Here is a 19865-nt window from a genome sequence, read left to right on the forward strand (position 1 = left end):
GCGAATAGTAGCAGAATAATTTTTCACGAGCTACATTTATCAGGCTGACATTAGCAAAATTGCTGTATAATTTTATTGTGTTTTTTATATTTTTGTGATTTACATGTTTTTAAACAGGAATTAAGTCATTTTTGGTATATTCACTTATTGTTATTCATAAATAAAGCTTCATTATTTCACTCTCCACCTAGTTAACTTAAGCTAAATTTGAATAAAAAATGAACAGTTCACTTGGTTATTATATGGATATTTTGGTCAATAAGTAGGCTGTTGGTGGGCTATTTATTGACCAAAATGAGAAACTAATCCTTTTCTTAGATATGGCCATGGCGAACTAAGTTAAATAAAAATAGCGCTCGATAACGAAAAAAAACACAAAAAAGTTACTTTTTTGCTTATCAAGTAATCAGAATAAAATTGGAAAATTGGTGCGTTAAAATCGTGGAAAAAACAGTTTTAAGGTTGCAATATTTGTTGCTGTAAATCCTGTTTTTTTGCTTCTTCAGCTAACCAAGAAAAATCGTTTTTAGTCCAATACTGAATAGGAATGGGCAAATTCGCCATATGTTTTGTGGGGAGCAAGCGTAGTTGTGCCAGTAAGGATAAATCATACTGATGGTATTGGTTTGGTAAGGTTAACATTAGGCGTTGCGTGGGTACCACTTGCATGGGAAGTAAAGGAAAACGGCTATCACCTGTTTCGTAGTCCCTTGTTAAAACAAGAAATTTTTCAGGTACGCGTCGGTAACTGTTCCACCATAAGCCATCTACACTATCAAACATCTTCTGGGTCGTTTTTTTATCCGTATTGCTTAATTGCTCAAGGGCTAACGGTAAGATATCTTCCATTGATTGTGAGTAAATTGGTAAAGAAGCTGCGCGTCCCTGTAGAATTAAAGTCATCGCAAGGCGTGCTCCGAGGAGATTCGAGTAAAGATCTTCTGGTGAAAATGCAGAAATACCCTCAGAAAAACCCGGGACAGATTGATAACCATACCATTGCGCGATTTCATGCCAAGCCGCTAGCTGAAAAGCAAGCTTCGCGGCAAGATAAGCGCTGAGGGTATAGCGTTGTTCAAGGGATTGCGGCGGTGTGAAAGCACTAAAATGGATTTGCCGGCCCGCAAGTTCGTCACTGAGTGTTAGTGACCATGCTTCACCAAGGCGCGAATAAATTTGGCTGAACAAATAGAATGTATAATCTGCGGTATCCCTAACATGGGAGATATCAATAAACCCGCCTTGCTCAGTATAGAGTAAGCCAATTTTCTCATTGCTCAGCCCCATCAATGCTGCAGATGCACCCAAAAAGCTATCATTATAATGGTGTTCGCCAAGTTTATCGGCTTCGACAATATTATCGATAGTATAAAATGGGACAGGGAACCCCCACAGTTCCGCTTGTAGGTTATAGCCGAAAGCGCAGCAGGCGCGTAAGCCTTGTGGAGGAGACAATGACGTTACCACAGGCCAGGCTTGAGGTGCTTCTTCGAATGAATATGTGGTTAACACAGGTTTTACGGTGGGAAGCTCAAATGGCTCACGGCTTTGGCAAGCGGCTAAAAATAGTGTAAAACTTAGTGCTGTCAACAACTTACCCATTAAAATGCCTCTCCTACCTGAAAATAAACCCCAGAGCTGTTACGGCCCATGCCAAAATCTAAACGCACATTCATTCTGGGTTTAAATTCAAATCGATAACCTACACCAACCGTTGGTAGCCAGTGCCCTTTACCTAAGTCCGATGATGCATCACTCATCGTCCCTGTGCCTAACCAACCGACAATACCATGGCGCCAATCCAGCTTCTGCCGCACTTCTATTTGGCTAGTGAATATATTGTTATCGCGATAACGCCCTTCGTAATAACCACGCATGCGGTTGCCATTACCTAATAGGGACAGTTGATTCCATGGTACATTCCCTGTCGCAAAACGAGCATAGTTATCAAGGGCAACAACGGTGTTTGGCGTTAGCTCATAATAGTAGGCATATTGAAATTGTGTGGTTTGAAAACGCGTATCGCTACCGAGACTTGGTGCAAAATAAGTATAAGTCACCTCAAAAGTTTGGCCTTTATGTGCGTTGGGTAAAAAATCACGGGTATCAAAACTATAGTAAGCGCTGATCCCTGAATTTAAGACTGACCGTCCCCCCACGGATTTTGCAAAATAGGTTTTTGCACCATCATCAGGATCACTGGCATTGATAGATGAGAAATTCCAGCCAAGGCCAACATAGGTAGCATCCGTTAGTTTATAAAGTGCTCTTGGGGTAATTTGAAATTCTTGAGAATGATACTTTTCTTTATTATGGTCATTTTTCCCCGCCGCGTAGCCTTTCCCCCAATAATAGGTTGGCACGTTGTTTATTGTACCAGAGACAAATAACCGCCACTGGTCATTATCGAGAAAATTATAATTGGTGAAATTTAAACCAAAAGCCCCTGTGGAGGAGGCAAAGCCACTGAGCCCAATGGAAGAAGGTTGTGTTGTTTTATCGTCTTTGTCTACTCGATATAGCCCGACCAGTGCGGTGCCTATACCAATGCCCATTTCTGGGGTATAAAATGGGCCAGGCAAAACGCCCCAATCAATCGTTTTGCTTTCATCAAAGTGGTTTTCGCCCCCAAGCTCATTTAGCCAGCCATCGATTTGCGGACGATCGGGGAAAATATCTGCTTTTGCAGGAAAGAGTATAAAAAGGCTAGCGAGTGCCAGCCCCTGTATAAGAGCCAATCGCTTCATTAAAAACGAAATTCTCCTGAGACAAAGAAAGTATTGCGATTATTAAAACCAAACTCAGTGAGAACGTTAAAGTTACGTGTAAATTCGACGCGTGCTCCAACCGTATTATTCCATTTATGGGCAAGGTGTTGTTTAACATCGAATTTCATACCAGGCTCATCCATGGAGTCAATAATACCTTGGAATTTAGCCGGTAGGCTAAGTTTACTAATATCACCTTTAAATCGTTGAGTGATATCTTGATACATCGCACCTGTCCATATTTGAACTTTAGTATCTCCTTGTCCTTCAATAAGCGGATTGAAAGTAAAAGTATAACCAACTCGTGGAGAAATAATGAGAGCTTTAATATCACCATCAATAATATCAAGATCGGTTTTTGTATAGTTTAAATCTAACGTGGTGAAAAAGTCGTTATAGCCACCTGCTAAAGTAAAACCAGCACCGTAGGTTTTCCCTTTAAAATCTAAATCAAAAGGTTCACCTTTGAGGATAGGATCTAATGGGATAACAAAACCACCGCCAAAGTCCATACTCCCACCTTTTAGTGTGGTATGCGATTTACCTTTTGTGTGGCCATATAAACCGTAGATGTTTAGAAATGGGAACACCCATGAATCAAGCTTTAATGTGTGAGTTTCACTTTTTTGTCGAGTGTGGCCAGCTTCAATATGTAATGCATCTGAAAAACCAGGGTTTTCTGGGGTAATAAAACCGATTCTATCTACCACAATGTCTTGACGCATATTCATATACCCATAACTCACCCCAAAAGGCTCAGGTAAGTCATAACCTCTGGCACGGGCTTCATCCCCCCAAATAGGCAGTACTCGTGACTCTGAGGAAGAAGAACGAGTAATACCCCCTTGGTCATTATTTTGAGGGACACCAGACTCACTCATGGTGACTGAAAATAAAGGACGGTCACTGTCGGCAAAACTGGTAGAAATGCTTATAAAGGATGAAAGGATCAGCGCAGTGCTGAGTTGAATGCGTCTCATAAAGTTAACTCAATATTTAGGGAACAATGAAGTGGATAAAGCGGTTTATTGATAATCTCACAATAATAGTCGGAATTTTATCACTGATGTTGATTATTCGGGTGGCGCTTAATGCTTTTTAAACCACGAAACTAAGTTAACCCAAGTTTGTTGAAGGAATATTTAAGATGGTTATTCTGTCGTAAAAATAAGGCCGATATGAACCATATCGGCTCAGACTGCAGACAAACCGACTAGGTTTGACGGCAGGTTGGATTGGTTTTGAAAATAAACAAGGAAAATCAATTTATTGGTTTTCGGCTGATAACACAAAGCAGGAAAAACCACGCTTTTATCCTGCTTTGTCAACAACCTCGGCCGATATGAACCATATCGGCTTAAATAAAAAATGGATTTATGGCTTATTTTGTTGGTGAAAACGGACACGCTCATGGAAATAGGCTTTTAGGTGATCTTCCATCTGATGGATTTTTTGCTCTAACGCATTTACAAATACATCGTCATTATTCATATCGAAAACACGCTGCATCGCGAGGTCATCAACATATTCTTTTTGTTCTTTTGTTAAGTCAGCCATATTTTCATCGCCTATATTGGAATGGAGTTATTTACCCGTTATTTTAAGGGAAATAAAAGAAAGAGCACTATTGTGCCTCAGCCAATAGCGTATGAAAAGTAGAATAAATCATTGTCGAATAATGATAATTTATCTACTTAGATGAAATGTGAGGGATCAAATCACAATCTGAATTGGTTAAGAATATTCACAATATTCTTAATGAATATAAGCTGATATCCTCGCCTCAGTCACTTATTAACGGGTCTGAATAATGAACAATAAACAATACTACCTTGATACAGCTGCAGGTGAAGGTGAAAAAGAAGCCTCCATGATGGTTGCTATTCCTGCATCTGAATTGACCTCTGCATTACTTGAACAGCGTTTAGAAGAACAAACCTATTTCACTGAAGGTGAAATTGATTATATTCCAGATGAAGACGGTTTTTTCTTTAATTGTAAAAAAGGGGAAGAAGAGCTGCGTTTTTATGTGGCGTTAGTGGATAGCGACCCAGATTATACAATTAATCCTTATTTTGCGACTGACCCCATTACCCCTGAGCTCTATGCTGAAGCGAGTGCTGCGGCACAAGCGGTTATTGTTGAGTGCGTCTTCCAAGATCAACCGCTGGTTAATTACTTGCAGCAATTAAAAATCATCCAAATTTTAGTGCCCGATTTATTATTAGGGCTGGATATTTCAGCGGCAGGGAAAGTCTTTACCCGTGAATGGTTAAACTTCCAATTAATTGATGATTTAATGCCAAGTATTGATTCTTTATATGTTGTTCATGCGATTTATGACCAAGACGATAACGAAGATAAACCTGAAGAGGAACGCGCACCGACTATGTACTGGTTCCATACCCATGGTCTAGCGCGTTGTGGGTTATCTGAAGCTGAAATTATTATCCCGCATCCGATTTCTTCTTATTATGGTATTCCTGAATTGTTTTGGAGTTTCGTGAATAACAGCATCACCCACGGTAAAATTGTCTTTAATGAGCCGATTTTTATTGGGCAAACACAATCAGGTTATGAATACTTGGTGGCATTACCTTTTGAAGAAGGATTGCTGCACGTGGGTAAATCAACACCAGTGGATGATTTAAAACCACTGGAAGAGATGAATTTCGAATTTGGTGATGAAACATCTGAACGCTTTATGGGGGATTGGCATGATAGAGACGAGTCTCACCAGCACCCGTCCGCCATGTTATTTCGCGTAACGCAAGAAAATCCAACACTGGAAAGCTTCTTTGAAGGGTTTGAAGAGCAAAATGCGATGATGTTTATGCGCACAGATGAAGAAACGGCGGATATGTCCCGTAAAGCGAAGCTGCGTTGGGAATATTTCACCCATATGTTGGATAACTATGGCCCGAAACCCGTGGTGCAGAAAAAAGGTTTCTTTGCTAAGTTCCTTGGTAAAAATGATGAAGAGCAAGGGTCTGAATGGCGTTTCTTGGTGAAGTGCGGCATTGGTTATCATGATGCGGAAGAGGACTTTGATGGCCATGAACACATGTGGTTCGAGCCTGTATCATGGAATGGAGACCAATTTGAAGGGCGCTTAATTAACCATCCTTTCTATGTGCAAACAATGCAAGAAGGGGAGGTTTATCCATTAACCCGTGATGACATTACGGATTGGACAATTTATTTCCAAGACGGCAGCTACACCCCTGACACAATATACAAGTTGCTTAGCGGCGCACAAGTTCATTAGTCGCTTTTGGCATGGTAGACTGGGCGCGTAATGCGCCCAATTTACTGTTAAAAGCTTAATGTGATGAATGAATCTGACCTCTACCAATACGCCCTGTTTATGCTTTCACGCCGTGACTATGGAAAAGCTGAGTTATTTGCTCGGATGAAACGGCGTATGTACGAAAAAAATGACGGCATCATTGATGAAACCTTGATTGAAAGAGTATTGGAGAGACTAAGTGATCAACATTTTCTCGATGATAACCGAGTGGTTGCTCTATTACTGCAAGGCTATGTACGCAAAGGTTACGGGCCGCTACGTATCAAACAAGAAATGCGCCAAAAGGGATTTCCTCAAACGCTTGTTGACCAACATCTTGCCAATATTGAGGTAGATTGGTTTGAAAAAGCGGCTGAAGTGCGCAACAAAAAATTTGGTGATGTGTTGCCCGATGATTTTAAAGAGAAAAGTAAGCAAATCCGTTATCTACAATATCGTGGTTTTTTTGGCGATATGATTTACGAACTCTTTAATGGGTAAATTTACGTATTTAATTAGCGATGATAAACAGAAATATTGCTAAGTCGGCCTATCATGCTCACTATTTCCTTATGAATAAAAGCCTTATCCTCCAGTGTTTAAATAATAATCGATAAGATTATCTGCAAAGTAAGTTAGTAAAAAGATTTATTATTTATTTCTCTTGTATTTTTACTCATTTCTATATTAAAAAACACCTGCTGACATGATCATCGTCAGTGAATTTTGCTTAACTATTAGGCAGAGTGATTTTTTATAATTACAAAATAAGACAGGCAGGAGAAACAAATGATTGAGCTCTTAATCGGCGTCATTGTCGCCATTGGAGTTGGGCGTTATATCATCAAAGGGTATTCGGCAACGGGCGTGTTAATGACAGGCGGTATTTTACTGCTAATTATTACCGCTATTATGGGAAAAAGTATTTTACCAGGTTCTGTTCCAACGACGGGGTGGCGTGTAACAGACATTCTGGAATACATTAAATTCCTCTTAATGAGCCGAGGTGGTGACCTTGGTATGATGATCATGGTGCTATGTGGGTTTGCATCGTATATGACTCATATTGGTGCCAACGATGTCGTGGTGAAAATCGCCTCGAAACCACTGAAAATGATCAACTCACCGTATTTATTAATGGTAGCGGCTTATATTGTAGCATGCTTGATGTCACTGGCGGTTTCATCAGCAACTGGCTTAGGGGTGCTATTAATGGCAACCTTGTTCCCCGTGATGGTAAACGTTGGGATTAGCCGCGGTGCTGCCGCTGCAATTTGTGCTTCACCCGCTGCGATTATCTTGGCGCCAACATCGGGTGACGTGATCTTGGCGGCACAAGCTGCAGAAATGCCATTAATTGATTTTGCCTTTAAAACCACATTACCAATTTCCATCGCTGCGATTGTTGCGATGTCGATTGCGCATTTCTTCTGGCAACGCTATCTCGATAGGAAAGAGCACGTTAAAACAGAAATGTTAGATGTGAATGAAATCAAAACCCATGCACCTTCTTTCTATGCCATCTTACCATTCACACCTATTATTGGTGTGCTCGTGTTTGACGGTAAATGGGCACCTGAATTGCACATTGTTACGATTATTGTTGGCTGTATTATTTTAGCTGCAATTATTGAATTTTTACGCAGTTTCAGCGCTAAACACGTCTATGGCGGTTTGGAAGTTTGCTATAAAGGTATGGCAGAAGCATTCGCAACGGTGGTCATGCTGTTAGTAGCTGCTGGGGTATTTGCGCAAGGTTTAAGCACAATTGGCTTTATTTCAGGGCTGATTAACCTTGCACAATCTTTTGGGTCAGGTGCTATTGTGATGATGATTGCATTAGTGATCATCACCATGTTAGCTGCGATGACTACGGGTTCAGGTAATGCACCATTCTATGCTTTTGTGGAATTAATCCCACACTTAGCAAAACAAATGGGGGTTAACCCCGCTTACTTGGTTATTCCAATGCTACAAGCATCTAACTTGGGACGTACTTTATCCCCAGTTTCAGGGGTTGTGGTTGCAGTTTCTGGTATGGCGAAAATCTCACCGTTTGAAGTAGTAAAAAGAACTTCAGTTCCAGTCTTAGTGGGCTTGGTTGTTGTGGTTATTGCGACTGAAATTTTAGTGCCTATTCATCTGTAAATTTTTAATGAGTGTCATAAATGGCTGGGTTAATTTTACCCAGCCATTTTTTTGTATGTATGAAATTAAATGCTTTATATATAAAAAATACCATTTTAATAACGTAGGAAAATATTTTTTAGCAGAACAATGACATCTCATTTTTTTATTTTACGTTATTAACGAGATCTACGCCAAAAAGTTGAGCGAAATAACGCGATTAAATTAGGTACTGGTACGCATTTAATGCAAAATCGGCTCATCTATTTTTAATAACGTTAATGATGAAAAACACACTATGAGCACAATTGAAAAAGCAGTGGTTGCGACGGATAAGCCAGTAAGTAAATGGACGTATAAGGATTTTACGTGGGTACTTTCTTTATTTGGTACCGCAGTTGGAGCAGGCGTTTTATTTTTACCTATCAAAGCGGGAGCGGGGGGTTTTTGGCCATTAGTCGTGTTGGCATTGATTGCAACGCCAATGATTTGGTTAGCGCATAAAGGGCTTGCACGTTTTGTTTTATCGTCTAAAAATCCAAACGCGGATATTACCGATACCGTTGAAGAGCATTTCGGTAAAACAGGCGCAAATATTATTACTTTTGCCTATTTCTTTGCGATTTACCCAATCGTATTAATTTATGGTGTTGGGATAACAAATACGGTTGATTCTTTCCTCGTGAATCAAATCGGTATGGACCCGCTTCCACGTTGGTTATTATCGGGTGTTTTGATTGCAGCAATGACAGCAGGCGTGGTTTTTGGTCGTGATTTAATGTTAAAGCTGACCTCGCTTATGGTCTACCCGCTGGTATTTATTTTATTAGCACTATCTTTGTATTTAATTCCTGAATGGAATATGTCAATGTTAGAAGTCGCCCCAGACTGGGGTTCAATGCCAGTGGTGGTATGGATGGCTATCCCATTGATCGTATTCTCATTTAACCACAGCCCTATCATTAGCCAATTCACCAAAGACCAACGCCAACAATTTGGTGATAAGGCAATTATCAAAACTGACATGATCACTGGCGGCGCAGCTCTGATGCTCACAGGTTTTGTGATGTTCTTCGTTTTCTCTGTGGTGTTATCGTTGAGCCCAGCAGAACTGGCTATCGCCAAAGAACAAAATATCAGTGTGTTATCGCATATTGCGAATATTAATCCATCCCCGATCCTGTCTTATTTAGGCCCAATTGTTGCCTTCGCCGCAATCGTATCAAGTTATTTTGGGCACTTTTTAGGGGCTCATGAAGGCTTAGTGGGTTTAATCAAATCACGTTCTTCTTTCTCACTAAAGAAAATTGAAATGGCATCGATGCTGTTTATCGTGATTACGACATGGATTGTCACCATTCGTAACCCAAGCATCTTAGGCATGATTGAAACGATGGGGGCACCAATGATTGCCGCTATCCTGTTTATTTTGCCTGTCGTGTCGATGAATATTATTCCTGCAATGAAGAAATTTAGCACATCAAAACTGGCACAAATTTTTACCTTTATCTGCGGATTAGCTTCGATTACATCGGTTATTTACGGCGCGTTCCAGTAAATATCTGAGAGAATAACGTACAGAGAAAGCCACTGCCTTACGGGACGTGGCTTTTTTTATATCAAGATGCAATAGGTTATAAGCATCGACATCGATATAACCTGATGGTTAAGCTGAAGGAGATGAAAATCACGCACAGTTATAACTAAATGAACTAACTCATATGAAATAATTTCAAGTTCAGATAGTTGTCTACCAAAGAGTCTTAGGTAATATCTAGTGTTAACACAGCATCGAACCTCTTACTCGATACCTAATCTGGCAGTGTTTTTCCAGTGCATCATAACAAGGATAACAAATGAAATTAGAAACATTATCGATTCACGCCGGCTACTCTCCAGACCCGACAACGAAGTCTGTCGCCGTTCCGATTTACCAAACCACCTCTTATGCTTTTGATGATACGCAACATGGTGCGGATCTGTTCGATTTAAAAGTTGCGGGTAATATTTACACGCGAATTATGAACCCAACCAATGATGTGCTGGAAAAACGTATTGCTGCACTGGAAGGCGGTGTCGCTGGGCTGGCGGTTGCCTCTGGGATGGCGGCGATTACCTACGCGATTCAAACGATTGCTCAAGCTGGGGATAACATTGTTTCCGTTGCAAAGCTGTATGGCGGAACTTATAACTTATTGGCTCATGCTTTGCCTCGTTTAGGGATTGAAACTCGTTTCGCAGAACACGATGATTTAGCCGCATTAGAAGCGTTGATTGATGAAAAAACCCGTGCGGTTTTTTGTGAGTCTATTTCGAACCCCGCAGGGTTTATTGTCGATATTGCTGCGCTGGCGGAAGTTGCACATCGTCATGGCGTACCACTCATTGTAGATAATACGGTCGCAACGCCTTATTTATGCCGACCTTTTGAACACGGCGCGGATATTGTTGTTCACTCATTGACTAAGTATATTGGCGGTCATGGTACATCACTGGGAGGTATGGTTGTTGACTCAGGGAAATTCCCATGGACACAATATCCAAATCGTTTTTCACTACTGATTGAGCCCGATGTGGCTTATCACGGAGTCAGTTATACCGAACACTTTGGTGCAGCAGCCTTTATTGCTCGTTGCCGTGTCGCCCCTTTACGTGGAACGGGGGCTGCATTATCCCCATTTAATTCATTCTTGATTTTACAAGGTTTAGAAACCTTGGCATTAAGAATGGATAGACACACAGAAAATGCGCTAAAAGTGGCTAATTTCCTTGAAAAACACCCTCAAGTAGAATGGGTTAAATATGCGGGGTTACCAAGTAATCCAGAGCACGCGTTAGCGCAGAAATACATGAACGGTAAGCCTGCGAGCATTATGTCGTTCGGTATTAAAGGCGGACAAGAAGCAGGGGCTCGTTTTATTGATGCACTGCAACTGATTGTTCGTCTGGTGAATATTGGTGATGCCAAGTCACTGGCGTGTCACCCTGCATCCACGACTCATCGTCAGTTAAATGATGCTGAACTCGCCCAAGCAGGTGTTTCACGAGATATGATCCGTTTATCTATCGGGATTGAACATATTGACGATATTCTTGCAGACCTTGAGCAAGCCTTAGTCGCTGCAAAATAGTTGTTAGCTGTTATCAAGAAAAATCAGTCATGGGTAATACCATGGCTGATTTTTTTGGTTTTAGCATAAATAAAAAGGATTTTATTTTAATTTTAAACATTAAGAATTAATTAATTTTTAATATTAATAGAATACTATTCGAAATGAACTATTTTTTATATAACGAGTCTTAATACTCGATTCTTATCTCTTTTTTATGATGAATAAAATATGGTATTCATTTATTGATTGTTTATAAATCGTAATGTGAAAGCAGGGTAATCATTGATTTGTTTATACAGGGTTTAATTGTCGCAATGATAATAACCTAATAGGAAATGGCAAGCGTTACCTTCACGCTAACAGCTTAAAAATATTAAATATTAATAACAAGAATGGTTGAGATGAGATGATTATGGCAAATAATAAAATTGCCTGCCTTAAGTGGTGCCTACTATTTGTATTTATTGTTGCAACCTATTTTTTACCGTTAAACGGGCGGCTGTTATGGCAACCTGATGAACTTCGTTATGCTGAAATTAGTCGTGAATTAATCATCAGTTATAATTGGAGTGTGCCGGAACTGCTGGATGTTCGTTATTTCGAAAAACCCATTTTTGGTTATTGGGTTGGTGCTATTTTTCAAATGTTATTTGGCGAGAATAACGTTTCTGTTCGCCTTGGTGTTGTATTTAGTACACTAATCAGTGGGTTATTTGTTTACCTTAGCGCTAAAATGGCGTGGAAAAACCCACGTATCGCGTTTAATGCCTCGTTTATTTACCTTTCTATGTTGATGGTGTTTACCATTGGCACTTATAACATTCTTGACCCTATCGTTACTGCATTTATCACGATGGTGATTTTCTTTTTCCAATGGGGGTTGACCACTAAACGATTTGCCCACCAGCTCTTGGCCTATATTTTACTGGGGGTGGCCTGTGGTTTAGGGGTATTAACGAAAGGGTTCTTAGTTTTAGTTTTGCCAGTGTTAGTGTGTTCGGTTGCTGGGATTTATTTTAAAAAATTTAAAGATGTTTTTGTTTTTTCATTTGTGTCGATTTTCACGGCTTTTGTGGTTTGCTTGCCATGGGCGTTTGTGATTGCCAGCCGTGAACCTGATTTCTGGCGTTATTTCTTCTGGGTCGAACATATTCAGCGGTTTATGGCAGATAACGCTCAAAACAAATCGCCATTTTGGTTTTATATTCCTATCATGATGGCGGCAGTTTTGCCGTGGTTAGGTTACTTATTTGGTGCTTTGCGCCAAGCATGGCAGCAAAAAGGGATGCATTTTTATTTCTTATTATGGTTCCTTGCGCCGTTTGTTTTTTTTAGCATCACTAAAGGTAAGCTACTTACGTATATTTTGCCGTGTATTGCACCTGTTGCGATCTTAATGGCGGCGTATATTGAAAAAATGCTAATAGAGAAAAAAACACTCGCCATCCGTGCAAACGCGGTGATTAATATGGTGATTGGCGGGCTGGCTGCGGGCGTAATCATTGCATCACCATATATACCTAAAATTAATATTTACCAGGCAGATGAAAGCCATAAATTAGGGTTGGCGGCAGGGGCCTTTATTTTTTGGCTAGTGGTTGCTTTCATTTCAATGAAGCCGCGGTTTTGGTATTTAGCCGCTGTATGTACGGTAGCGATTAGCTTAAGTGTGGGCCATGTGATCCCAAATTATGTGGCAAGTAATAATACACCTCAGAAGTTAGTCGCCAAGTATTCCCATCAACTGGAAAATAAATCGGTATTATTGACCAACAATGTGGGTTTAGGCACGGCACTAGCTTGGGTGTTAAAACGCAGTGATATTACGATGTTGCATCAAACGGGGGAATTAGGCTACGGGCTGCAATATCCTGATGCTGCAAACCGTTTTTATCGCTTAAGTCAATTACCTGCATTATTAGAAAGTCATCAATACAAAAATGTGGCTGTCGTTGTGGAAGGCTCACAACATGAATTGATTGATGCGCTTCCTGGCAATCCAATAATTATTCGAGAGGGCAATTTGATATTCGCCTTTTACGAAGGATAATGACAAAAAACCGCATAATCATAATGAGTTATGCGGTTTGGTTTGAAAAGGCTAATTAACGGGTTGGTTTAGTCGTCATTATTTCATTATCTGCAATGCTGGATTTGCCTGTGTTACTCGCTAACCCGTGGTAAATTAACAGCATTGCCATACTGTTACTCATCGTATTCATCTCTACAGTATGGGGCGTTTGGCGGTGGTTTTGCTTGTTACTTGCTGTATTTCTCATTGCGAAGTCTCCTGAGTTTCTTTGATCAGGCGATTGGCTTCAGCAAGCTCATAACGCCTAGGTGTCAATGCGGTAGCACTGTGATTGCGTGCCAATACTGAATAAATAGTTGGTAGAACAAATAACGTAAATAGCGTCCCAACTAACATCCCTGTAACAATGACTAACCCGAGGCCAAAGCGGCTGTTAGCACCCGCACCCGTGGCGAATAACAACGGCACCAAGCCAATCACCATGGCCGCTGTTGTCATTAAAATTGGGCGTAAACGAATTTGCGCGGCTTTTAAAATGGCATGACGGCGGTCTAATCCTTCATTAGCCTGTAATTCATTGGCAAACTCCACCATCAATATTCCATGCTTACTGATTAAACCAATCAAGGTCACAAGGCCGATTTGGGTATAAATATTCAGTGTGGCATAGCCCAAGGCAAGTGGGATTAGTGCACCACAAATCGATAATGGTACGGTGATAAGAATGATCAGCGGGTCGACCAAGCTTTCATATTGTGCTGCGAGGACTAAATAAATAATGATAAGCGCCGCCATAAAGGCGAAGGCGAGGGTGTTACCTTCTTGTTTATATTGGCGCGAATCGGATTGCCAGTCATGGCTAAAGCCAGCTGGAAGTTCATTGGCAATTTCATCAAGGTAAGCAACTGCCTGTCCTAAAGTAACACCAGGAGCAGGAATGGCTTGGAATATTGCCGCATTTTGTTGGTTAAATTGCGTAAGTTTGTTCGGTTCAACTTGCGTATGAATATCCACTACCGTAGATAAAGGTATCATTGAGCCAGTTTCTGCTTTGACATAGTGGCGTGAAAGCGCTTCTGGCGTCAGGCGTTGGTTGCGCATACTTTGTGGGATCACATCGTAAGAACGGCCATCCATCCCAAAACGGTTAATATAGTTTTCGCCGACTAATAAAGTCAGGGATTCACCAATATCTTGCATGCGAATGCCTAAACTGTTGGCTTTAGAGCGGTTAATGCGTACCTCTACCACAGGGTTGTTATAGTCGAGGTCACTGTCTACGACCATAAATAAGCCGCTCTCCCGTGCTTGCTGCTTGATTTCTTCCATGGTTTTATACAGCACTGAATAATCTTGCGGGCTTCTTAACACCATTTGAATCGGCAATCCGCCTGTTGAACCAGGTAAGGCTGGTAATTGGAAAACAAAAATACTGTTTCCTTCTACATCGCCAACGCGTCCTTGTAAATCCGCTTGAATAGCAGAGGCAGGTCTATCTCGTTGCTCCCAAGAGGATAAATTAGTTCCACCAAAGCTTGCGGATGGGCCATCAGTCCCGTTAATAATCCATGTGCTTTCTGTTTCAGGGAGTTCCATAAAAACATCATGTAATTTACGAGAAAACCGTTCGACATACTCAAGGTTGGCATGTTGTGGGGACTTAATCGCGGTTAATACGCTCGATTGGTCTTCAACAGGGGCTAATTCGCGCGGGGCGGATTGGTAAAGTATCGGTAAACTGATGAACACCGCTACAGCAATCACACCTGTTATCCAGCGGTTTTTTAATGAAAAGTTCAATAAAATGGTGTAATAGTGAGCCAGTGTGCTGAAGAACGTTTCCGCCATCCGCGCCATGCGGCCTTCATTTTGTTTTGAGTTCAACATAAAGGAGCTCATGACAGGGGAAAGGGTCAATGCCACGATACCAGAAACAATCACCGCACCTGCAAGCGTTAGGGCGAATTCTTTAAATAACGCACCTGTTAGGCCAGACATCAAACCAATAGGCGCATAAACGGCGGCTAAGGTAATTGTCATGGCGATAACTGGGCCTGCGACTTCTCGAGCACCAATTAAGGCGGCTAATACAGGGGATTTCCCTTCTTCAATATGGCGATGGACGTTTTCTACTACCACGATGGCATCATCGACCACCAACCCAATCGCTAAGACCATGGCTAGTAAGGTTAATAAGTTGATACTAAAGCCAAAAGCCATCATGAGAGCGGCAGCACCCAACATGGATAAAGGAATAGCTAAGATAGGAATAATTACGCTGCGAATTGAACCTAAACATAGGTAAATTACGGCAATAACGATCAGCAAAGCTTCGACTAACGTATTGATAACTTGGTCGATAGAGGCCTTAATAAACCGTGAAGTTTCAAAGGCCATTTCCACTTTCACTCCTGGTGGCAAAGTTTTATCAATATCTGGCATTAATTTATTCATGCCATCAACGATGACAAGTGGGTTGCCTGTTGGTGTTGCAAACAAACCAAGGTAGATTGCGGGTTCACCATTCATTAAGCCACTCGTTTCTGTTGAAGCGGCTCCGAGTTCAATGGTTCCAACATCTTTTAAGCGAACTAATCCATTACCATCATTGCGGATCACTAAGTCACGGAATTCATCCACATTGGTTAAGTCGGTATTCACATAGACATTAGAAATGACATACTCGCCTTTGACTTTACCTGGTGCAGCTTGGTAGTTATTTTGGCGAACAGCTTGCGCAACATCAGCAGCGGAAAGCCCACGGCCAGCCAGTTTATCGGCATCAAGCCATAAGCGCATGGCAAGTTGTTGCCCACCAAATACCTGTACTTTCGCGACGCCTTCAATAGAAGAATACATCGGTTCGACCACACGAGAAATATAGTCGGTTAGCGCAGGAATGGACAACTCGGTACTTGAGAACCCAATATAGGCAACCGCGGTTGATTCTCCAGAAGATAACTCGATGACTGGGTCATAAGCTTCTTTCGGTAACTTGTAGCGCACTTGGTTAACTTTCGCCATCACTTGCGCAAGGGCTTGAGTTGAGTCGCGGTTTAATTCCATACGCACGGTGACAAGGCTGCTACCCTGTACAGAAGATGAGGATAAATAATCGACGCCTTCAACTGAAGAAACGGCTTGGGCGATAGGCTGAGTGACAAACCCCTGCATCAGTTTTGCTGATGCACCAGGATATTGTGTCGTAATCGTTACCGTGGCACTTTCTAGCTGTGGGTATTGGCGAATGGGTAATTTGCTTAGAGCAAATAAGCCAATCAACACGATTAACGCGCTGACCACTAAAGCTAAAACGGGGCGGCGTACAAAAATATCAGTAAATTTCATCGCGCCTCCTTATGAACCTTGCTGAGTGTGTGCGGTGGGTTCAGACAAGGTATCTTGTGCAACTGGCGTAACTGCAGAACCATTATTGAGGCGTAATTGGCCTGATGTGACCACTTTATCGTTAGCACTTAACCCATGTTCAATTTCAATTTTGCCATCCCAGCGTTGACCGGTTTTGACGGAAACGCGTTTGACCGTCATGGCATCACCTTCACCCTCTGTAATAAAGACTGTATCCCCGTAAGCGGTGTAAGTGACAGCCGTTTCTGGGATAGTAAGTACCTGATTATTGGCTTGGCGAACCACATTCACGTTGGCGTACATACCTGCTTTGAGCGTGCCATCGCTATTTTCTAATGTCGCTTGTAGCGCAATGGTGCGTGATTTACCAATGAGAGGATCAATCGCAGTAATGCGAGCAGGGAAGGTTTTATTTGGGTAGGCATCTACCGTAACATCAACCACTTGCCCTTGATGTAATTCAGGGGATGCTTGTTCATCTAATGAAAAATTCAGTTTTAACGTTTTGGTATCAACCAAGCTTGCGATGGTTTCACCAGGTGTTAAATACTGTCCTTCATGCACTTGACGAATACCAATCGTGCCATCAAAAGGTACACGAATAGTTTTTTGCGCAATTAACGCTTGAGTCTGGCGAATGAGCCCTTGAGCAATATCGCGCTCTGCTCGAGTACTATCAACTTGGGCTTCAGCCACTAAATGTTGTGCAGATAACGAACTGGTTCTTTGATATAAGCGTGCTGCATTACGCAACTGTGCTTGATAGCGAGATAAATCCGCTTGCTCTACAGCATCATTGAGCTGCACTAAAACTTGGCCTTTTTTAACTTGTTGTCCAGATTCAAAGGTTATTTTAGTAATGCGGCCATTTGTTTCTGCCGCAACTTGCACTTGGCTGCCAGCCTCTAATTCTCCCACACCGTAAAATGTTCGTGGTGCAGTATCTAGAGTGACCGCTGCGAGTGCAACCTTAGTTGGCGGGTATTGGTATGCCGCTTTTTCGCCGTCCTCATTTTGTGCGTAGGTGGAATAAATGGCGCTACCGCCCCCTGCTGCGATTAAAATAGTACACAGTGTGATTATTGTTTTTTTACTCATTTAATTTTCCTTCTATTTCTGCATTTTCAGCGAGAAATAAAGACCTCGAAAATGCCCTGCAATCGCGATGGCAATTAATCCACCAATGACGGCAATATGTTCAATAGCCCAAAACATGGCGATTTGTGCTTGTTCTCCCGTGTAACTCCAAAATGTGTGCACTATCACAATGGTGAGGAACAAAAAGGTGGCAAGTGCCCCTGTTGCAAGCCATAACAAACGGTTAAGTAATACGAAAACTGAGCCAATCAGCATTACAGCGGCAGAGGCAATATTGAAGAACCAGTCTGGATGCAGACCAGCTGCACGCATTTCAGCGAGACTACTTTCATAGTTAAGTACTTTGGCTAACCCTGATGAAATAAATAAAACCAAGACAAGTAAGCGAGCAATAAACCATAAGCTATTGCTTTCTAACATTTTGGTGATAACCAATGGCATGAACCTATCCCCTTTCAAAAAATAACGTCAATTGACAAAGTCACAGGGTCGCACTATAAAACCTTAAGTTAAGTTGAGGTCAAGCAAAGGTAAGCAAAAATGGCAAGTAAAGACACGAAAGCGATAAAACCCCAAAAAAATGGCGGAATAAACATCGATCCTACAAGGGCACTAACGGTTGGTGAGGTGGCTAAACGTTCAGGTGTTCCTGTTTCTACTGTGCACTTTTATGAATCAAAAGGATTAATACAAAGTACCCGAACACACGGCAACCAACGGCGATTCCATTCAGTCGTATTGCGCTATATTGCCATTATTAAAGTTGCGCAAAGTACAGGTATTCCATTGCAAGAAATTCAGGATGCATTAGGCCGTTTTCCTGCAAATAGTGCACTTACGTCCGAGCAGTGGAAGGAGATGTCCACACAATGGCGTGTTTCGTTGGATAAACGTATTCGGCAGCTCACGCGTTTACGTAATGAATTGGATAATTGCATTGGTTGTGGTTGTTTATCATTAAGTGATTGCCCGTTACGTAACCCTGATGACGTATTAGGGAAAAGAGGCCCAGGTGCACGTATTTTAGAGCGACCTTAAATAACGATAGAATGATGTCCTGCCATTAATCACACTTTTCATTTTTTGGATAGCTGCTGCGAAAAGTGGCTATTTCCCTTCATATATCATCGATTTGTTGACTAAATTGCCGCACTGGGTGGATATTTTTTGCGCCCAGCGGCTACAGCTTTTCGCTCATTCTGCGTAATTATTAGTCATGTTAATTTTTTGTAAATTCATTGTAATGGAATGAGAGCAAAAAGAGGGCGTCAACGATGAAAGGTTTGAATAACAAAATTGCAATTGTGACTGGAGGCGCCACCAAAATTGGTGCTACGGTGGCAAAAGTGCTGAGCAGTTATGGTGTTAAAGTCACTATTTTTGATATTGACGCCGTTAATGGTGAAAAAGTCGCACAGAATGAGACAAATATTGATTTCTTACCTGTGGATATCACTGATGATCAACAACTTAAACAGGGTATTGATCGAGTTGCTCAAAAGTATGGGCAACTCGATTTTTTGGTTAATCTGGCGGCGACTTACCTTGACGAAGGCCAGTTATCTTCACGACAAGATTGGTTAACTGCATTAAATATCAATGTGGTCAGTGCCGTTATGGCGGCACAATTTGCCAAAGCACACTTTGTGAAAGCAGGTAAAGGTGCCATCGTCAACTTTACCAGTATTTCGTCTTCTGTTGCTCAAACAGGCCGTTGGCTCTATCCCGCATCGAAAGCCACCATGCTGGAAGTGACTCGTAGCCAAGCGATGGATTATGCCGATAACGGTATTCGTGTGAATTCGGTTTCCCCTGGTTGGACATGGTCTCGTGTAATGGATGAAATCACGGGGGGCGACCGCAAAAAAACCGACCGTGTTGCTGCGGATTATCACTTATTAAAACGCGTGGGTGACCCTGAAGAGGTGGCTCAAGTTGTTGCGTTCCTACTTTCTGATCTGGCGAGTTTCGTGACTGGCGCAGATTACGCTGTTGATGGCGGGTACTCCGCTATGGGGCCTGAACAGGCGAAACCTGCAATTCCCCGTCTTGCACAATAAGACACCATT

The 19865-nt window shown here is 41.7% G+C and carries 16 protein-coding genes; 8 read left to right on the top strand and 8 right to left on the bottom strand.

The window, feature by feature from the left end:
• Positions 1–456 precede the first annotated feature (456 nt).
• From KDJ85_RS17085 to KDJ85_RS17100, 4 genes are all read right to left on the bottom strand, one after another.
• Entirely contained in the window at positions 457–1602 is a 1146-nt protein-coding gene (locus KDJ85_RS17085) for a DUF4056 domain-containing protein (protein WP_225820673.1), read from the bottom strand.
• Positions 1602–2747 (bottom strand): BamA/TamA family outer membrane protein, encoded by a 1146-nt coding sequence (locus KDJ85_RS17090; RefSeq protein WP_225820674.1) that lies wholly within the window; start codon positions 2745–2747, stop codon positions 1602–1604. The genes KDJ85_RS17085 and KDJ85_RS17090 overlap by 1 nt, the downstream gene beginning before the upstream one ends.
• Positions 2747–3748, bottom strand: coding sequence for a hypothetical protein (locus tag KDJ85_RS17095; protein ID WP_225820675.1), 1002 nt, complete (start codon positions 3746–3748; stop codon positions 2747–2749). Before KDJ85_RS17095 ends, KDJ85_RS17090 begins: the two co-directional genes overlap by 1 nt.
• Positions 3749–4142: 394 nt before the next feature.
• Positions 4143–4325 carry a hypothetical protein gene (locus tag KDJ85_RS17100; protein ID WP_206086260.1) on the bottom strand — a complete coding sequence of 61 codons (183 nt, stop codon included), beginning with the start codon at positions 4323–4325 and terminating at the stop codon, positions 4143–4145.
• Positions 4326–4578: 253 nt separating this feature from the next.
• On the opposite strand from KDJ85_RS17100, the gene KDJ85_RS17105 reads away from it, so the two are divergent.
• From KDJ85_RS17105 to arnT, 6 genes are all read left to right on the top strand, one after another.
• Complete coding sequence (locus KDJ85_RS17105; protein WP_225820676.1) at positions 4579–6036, top strand: DUF4026 domain-containing protein; 1458 nt, start codon at positions 4579–4581, stop codon at positions 6034–6036.
• Positions 6037–6099: 63 nt separating this feature from the next.
• Entirely contained in the window at positions 6100–6558 is a 459-nt protein-coding gene (locus KDJ85_RS17110) for a regulatory protein RecX (protein WP_225820677.1), read from the top strand.
• A 288-nt stretch (positions 6559–6846) separates the two neighbouring features.
• Positions 6847–8205 (top strand): anaerobic C4-dicarboxylate transporter DcuC, encoded by a 1359-nt coding sequence (dcuC, locus tag KDJ85_RS17115; RefSeq protein ID WP_225820678.1) that lies wholly within the window; start codon positions 6847–6849, stop codon positions 8203–8205.
• A 277-nt stretch (positions 8206–8482) separates the two neighbouring features.
• On the top strand, positions 8483–9742 hold the full coding sequence (locus tag KDJ85_RS17120) for an SLC5/6 family protein (protein WP_225820679.1): 1260 nt from the start codon (positions 8483–8485) through the stop codon (positions 9740–9742).
• A 298-nt stretch (positions 9743–10040) separates the two neighbouring features.
• Entirely contained in the window at positions 10041–11315 is a 1275-nt protein-coding gene (locus tag KDJ85_RS17125; protein ID WP_225820680.1) for a bifunctional O-acetylhomoserine aminocarboxypropyltransferase/cysteine synthase, read from the top strand.
• A 388-nt stretch (positions 11316–11703) separates the two neighbouring features.
• Positions 11704–13347, top strand: coding sequence for a lipid IV(A) 4-amino-4-deoxy-L-arabinosyltransferase (gene arnT, locus KDJ85_RS17130; protein WP_338050607.1), 1644 nt, complete (start codon positions 11704–11706; stop codon positions 13345–13347).
• Between the two features lie 55 nt (positions 13348–13402).
• On the opposite strand, the gene KDJ85_RS17135 is transcribed toward arnT, so the two are convergent.
• The 4 genes from KDJ85_RS17135 to KDJ85_RS17150 are packed head-to-tail and all read right to left on the bottom strand — an operon-like array spanning position 13403 to position 18237.
• A complete protein-coding gene (locus tag KDJ85_RS17135) occupies positions 13403–13576 on the bottom strand; it encodes a hypothetical protein (protein ID WP_225820682.1) in 174 nt (57 codons plus the stop codon).
• Entirely contained in the window at positions 13573–16677 is a 3105-nt protein-coding gene (locus KDJ85_RS17140; RefSeq protein ID WP_225820683.1) for a MexW/MexI family multidrug efflux RND transporter permease subunit, read from the bottom strand. The genes KDJ85_RS17135 and KDJ85_RS17140 overlap by 4 nt, the downstream gene beginning before the upstream one ends.
• A gap of 9 nt (positions 16678–16686) precedes the next feature.
• The gene (locus tag KDJ85_RS17145; RefSeq protein WP_225820684.1) at positions 16687–17796 is read right to left on the bottom strand and encodes an efflux RND transporter periplasmic adaptor subunit; all 1110 of its coding nucleotides are present in this window, start codon (positions 17794–17796) and stop codon (positions 16687–16689) included.
• A gap of 12 nt (positions 17797–17808) precedes the next feature.
• Positions 17809–18237: a DoxX family protein gene (locus tag KDJ85_RS17150; protein ID WP_206086270.1), complete on the bottom strand. Its 429-nt coding sequence runs from the start codon at positions 18235–18237 to the stop codon at positions 17809–17811.
• A 99-nt stretch (positions 18238–18336) separates the two neighbouring features.
• Between KDJ85_RS17150 and soxR the strand changes: the two genes are divergently transcribed.
• A complete protein-coding gene (gene soxR / locus KDJ85_RS17155; protein ID WP_225820685.1) occupies positions 18337–18834 on the top strand; it encodes a redox-sensitive transcriptional activator SoxR in 498 nt (165 codons plus the stop codon).
• A 236-nt stretch (positions 18835–19070) separates the two neighbouring features.
• The gene (locus KDJ85_RS17160; protein ID WP_225820686.1) at positions 19071–19856 is read left to right on the top strand and encodes an SDR family oxidoreductase; all 786 of its coding nucleotides are present in this window, start codon (positions 19071–19073) and stop codon (positions 19854–19856) included.
• Positions 19857–19865 lie beyond the last annotated feature (9 nt).

The organism is Providencia vermicola (assembly GCF_020381325.1).
Classification (GTDB): domain Bacteria; phylum Pseudomonadota; class Gammaproteobacteria; order Enterobacterales; family Enterobacteriaceae; genus Providencia; species Providencia vermicola.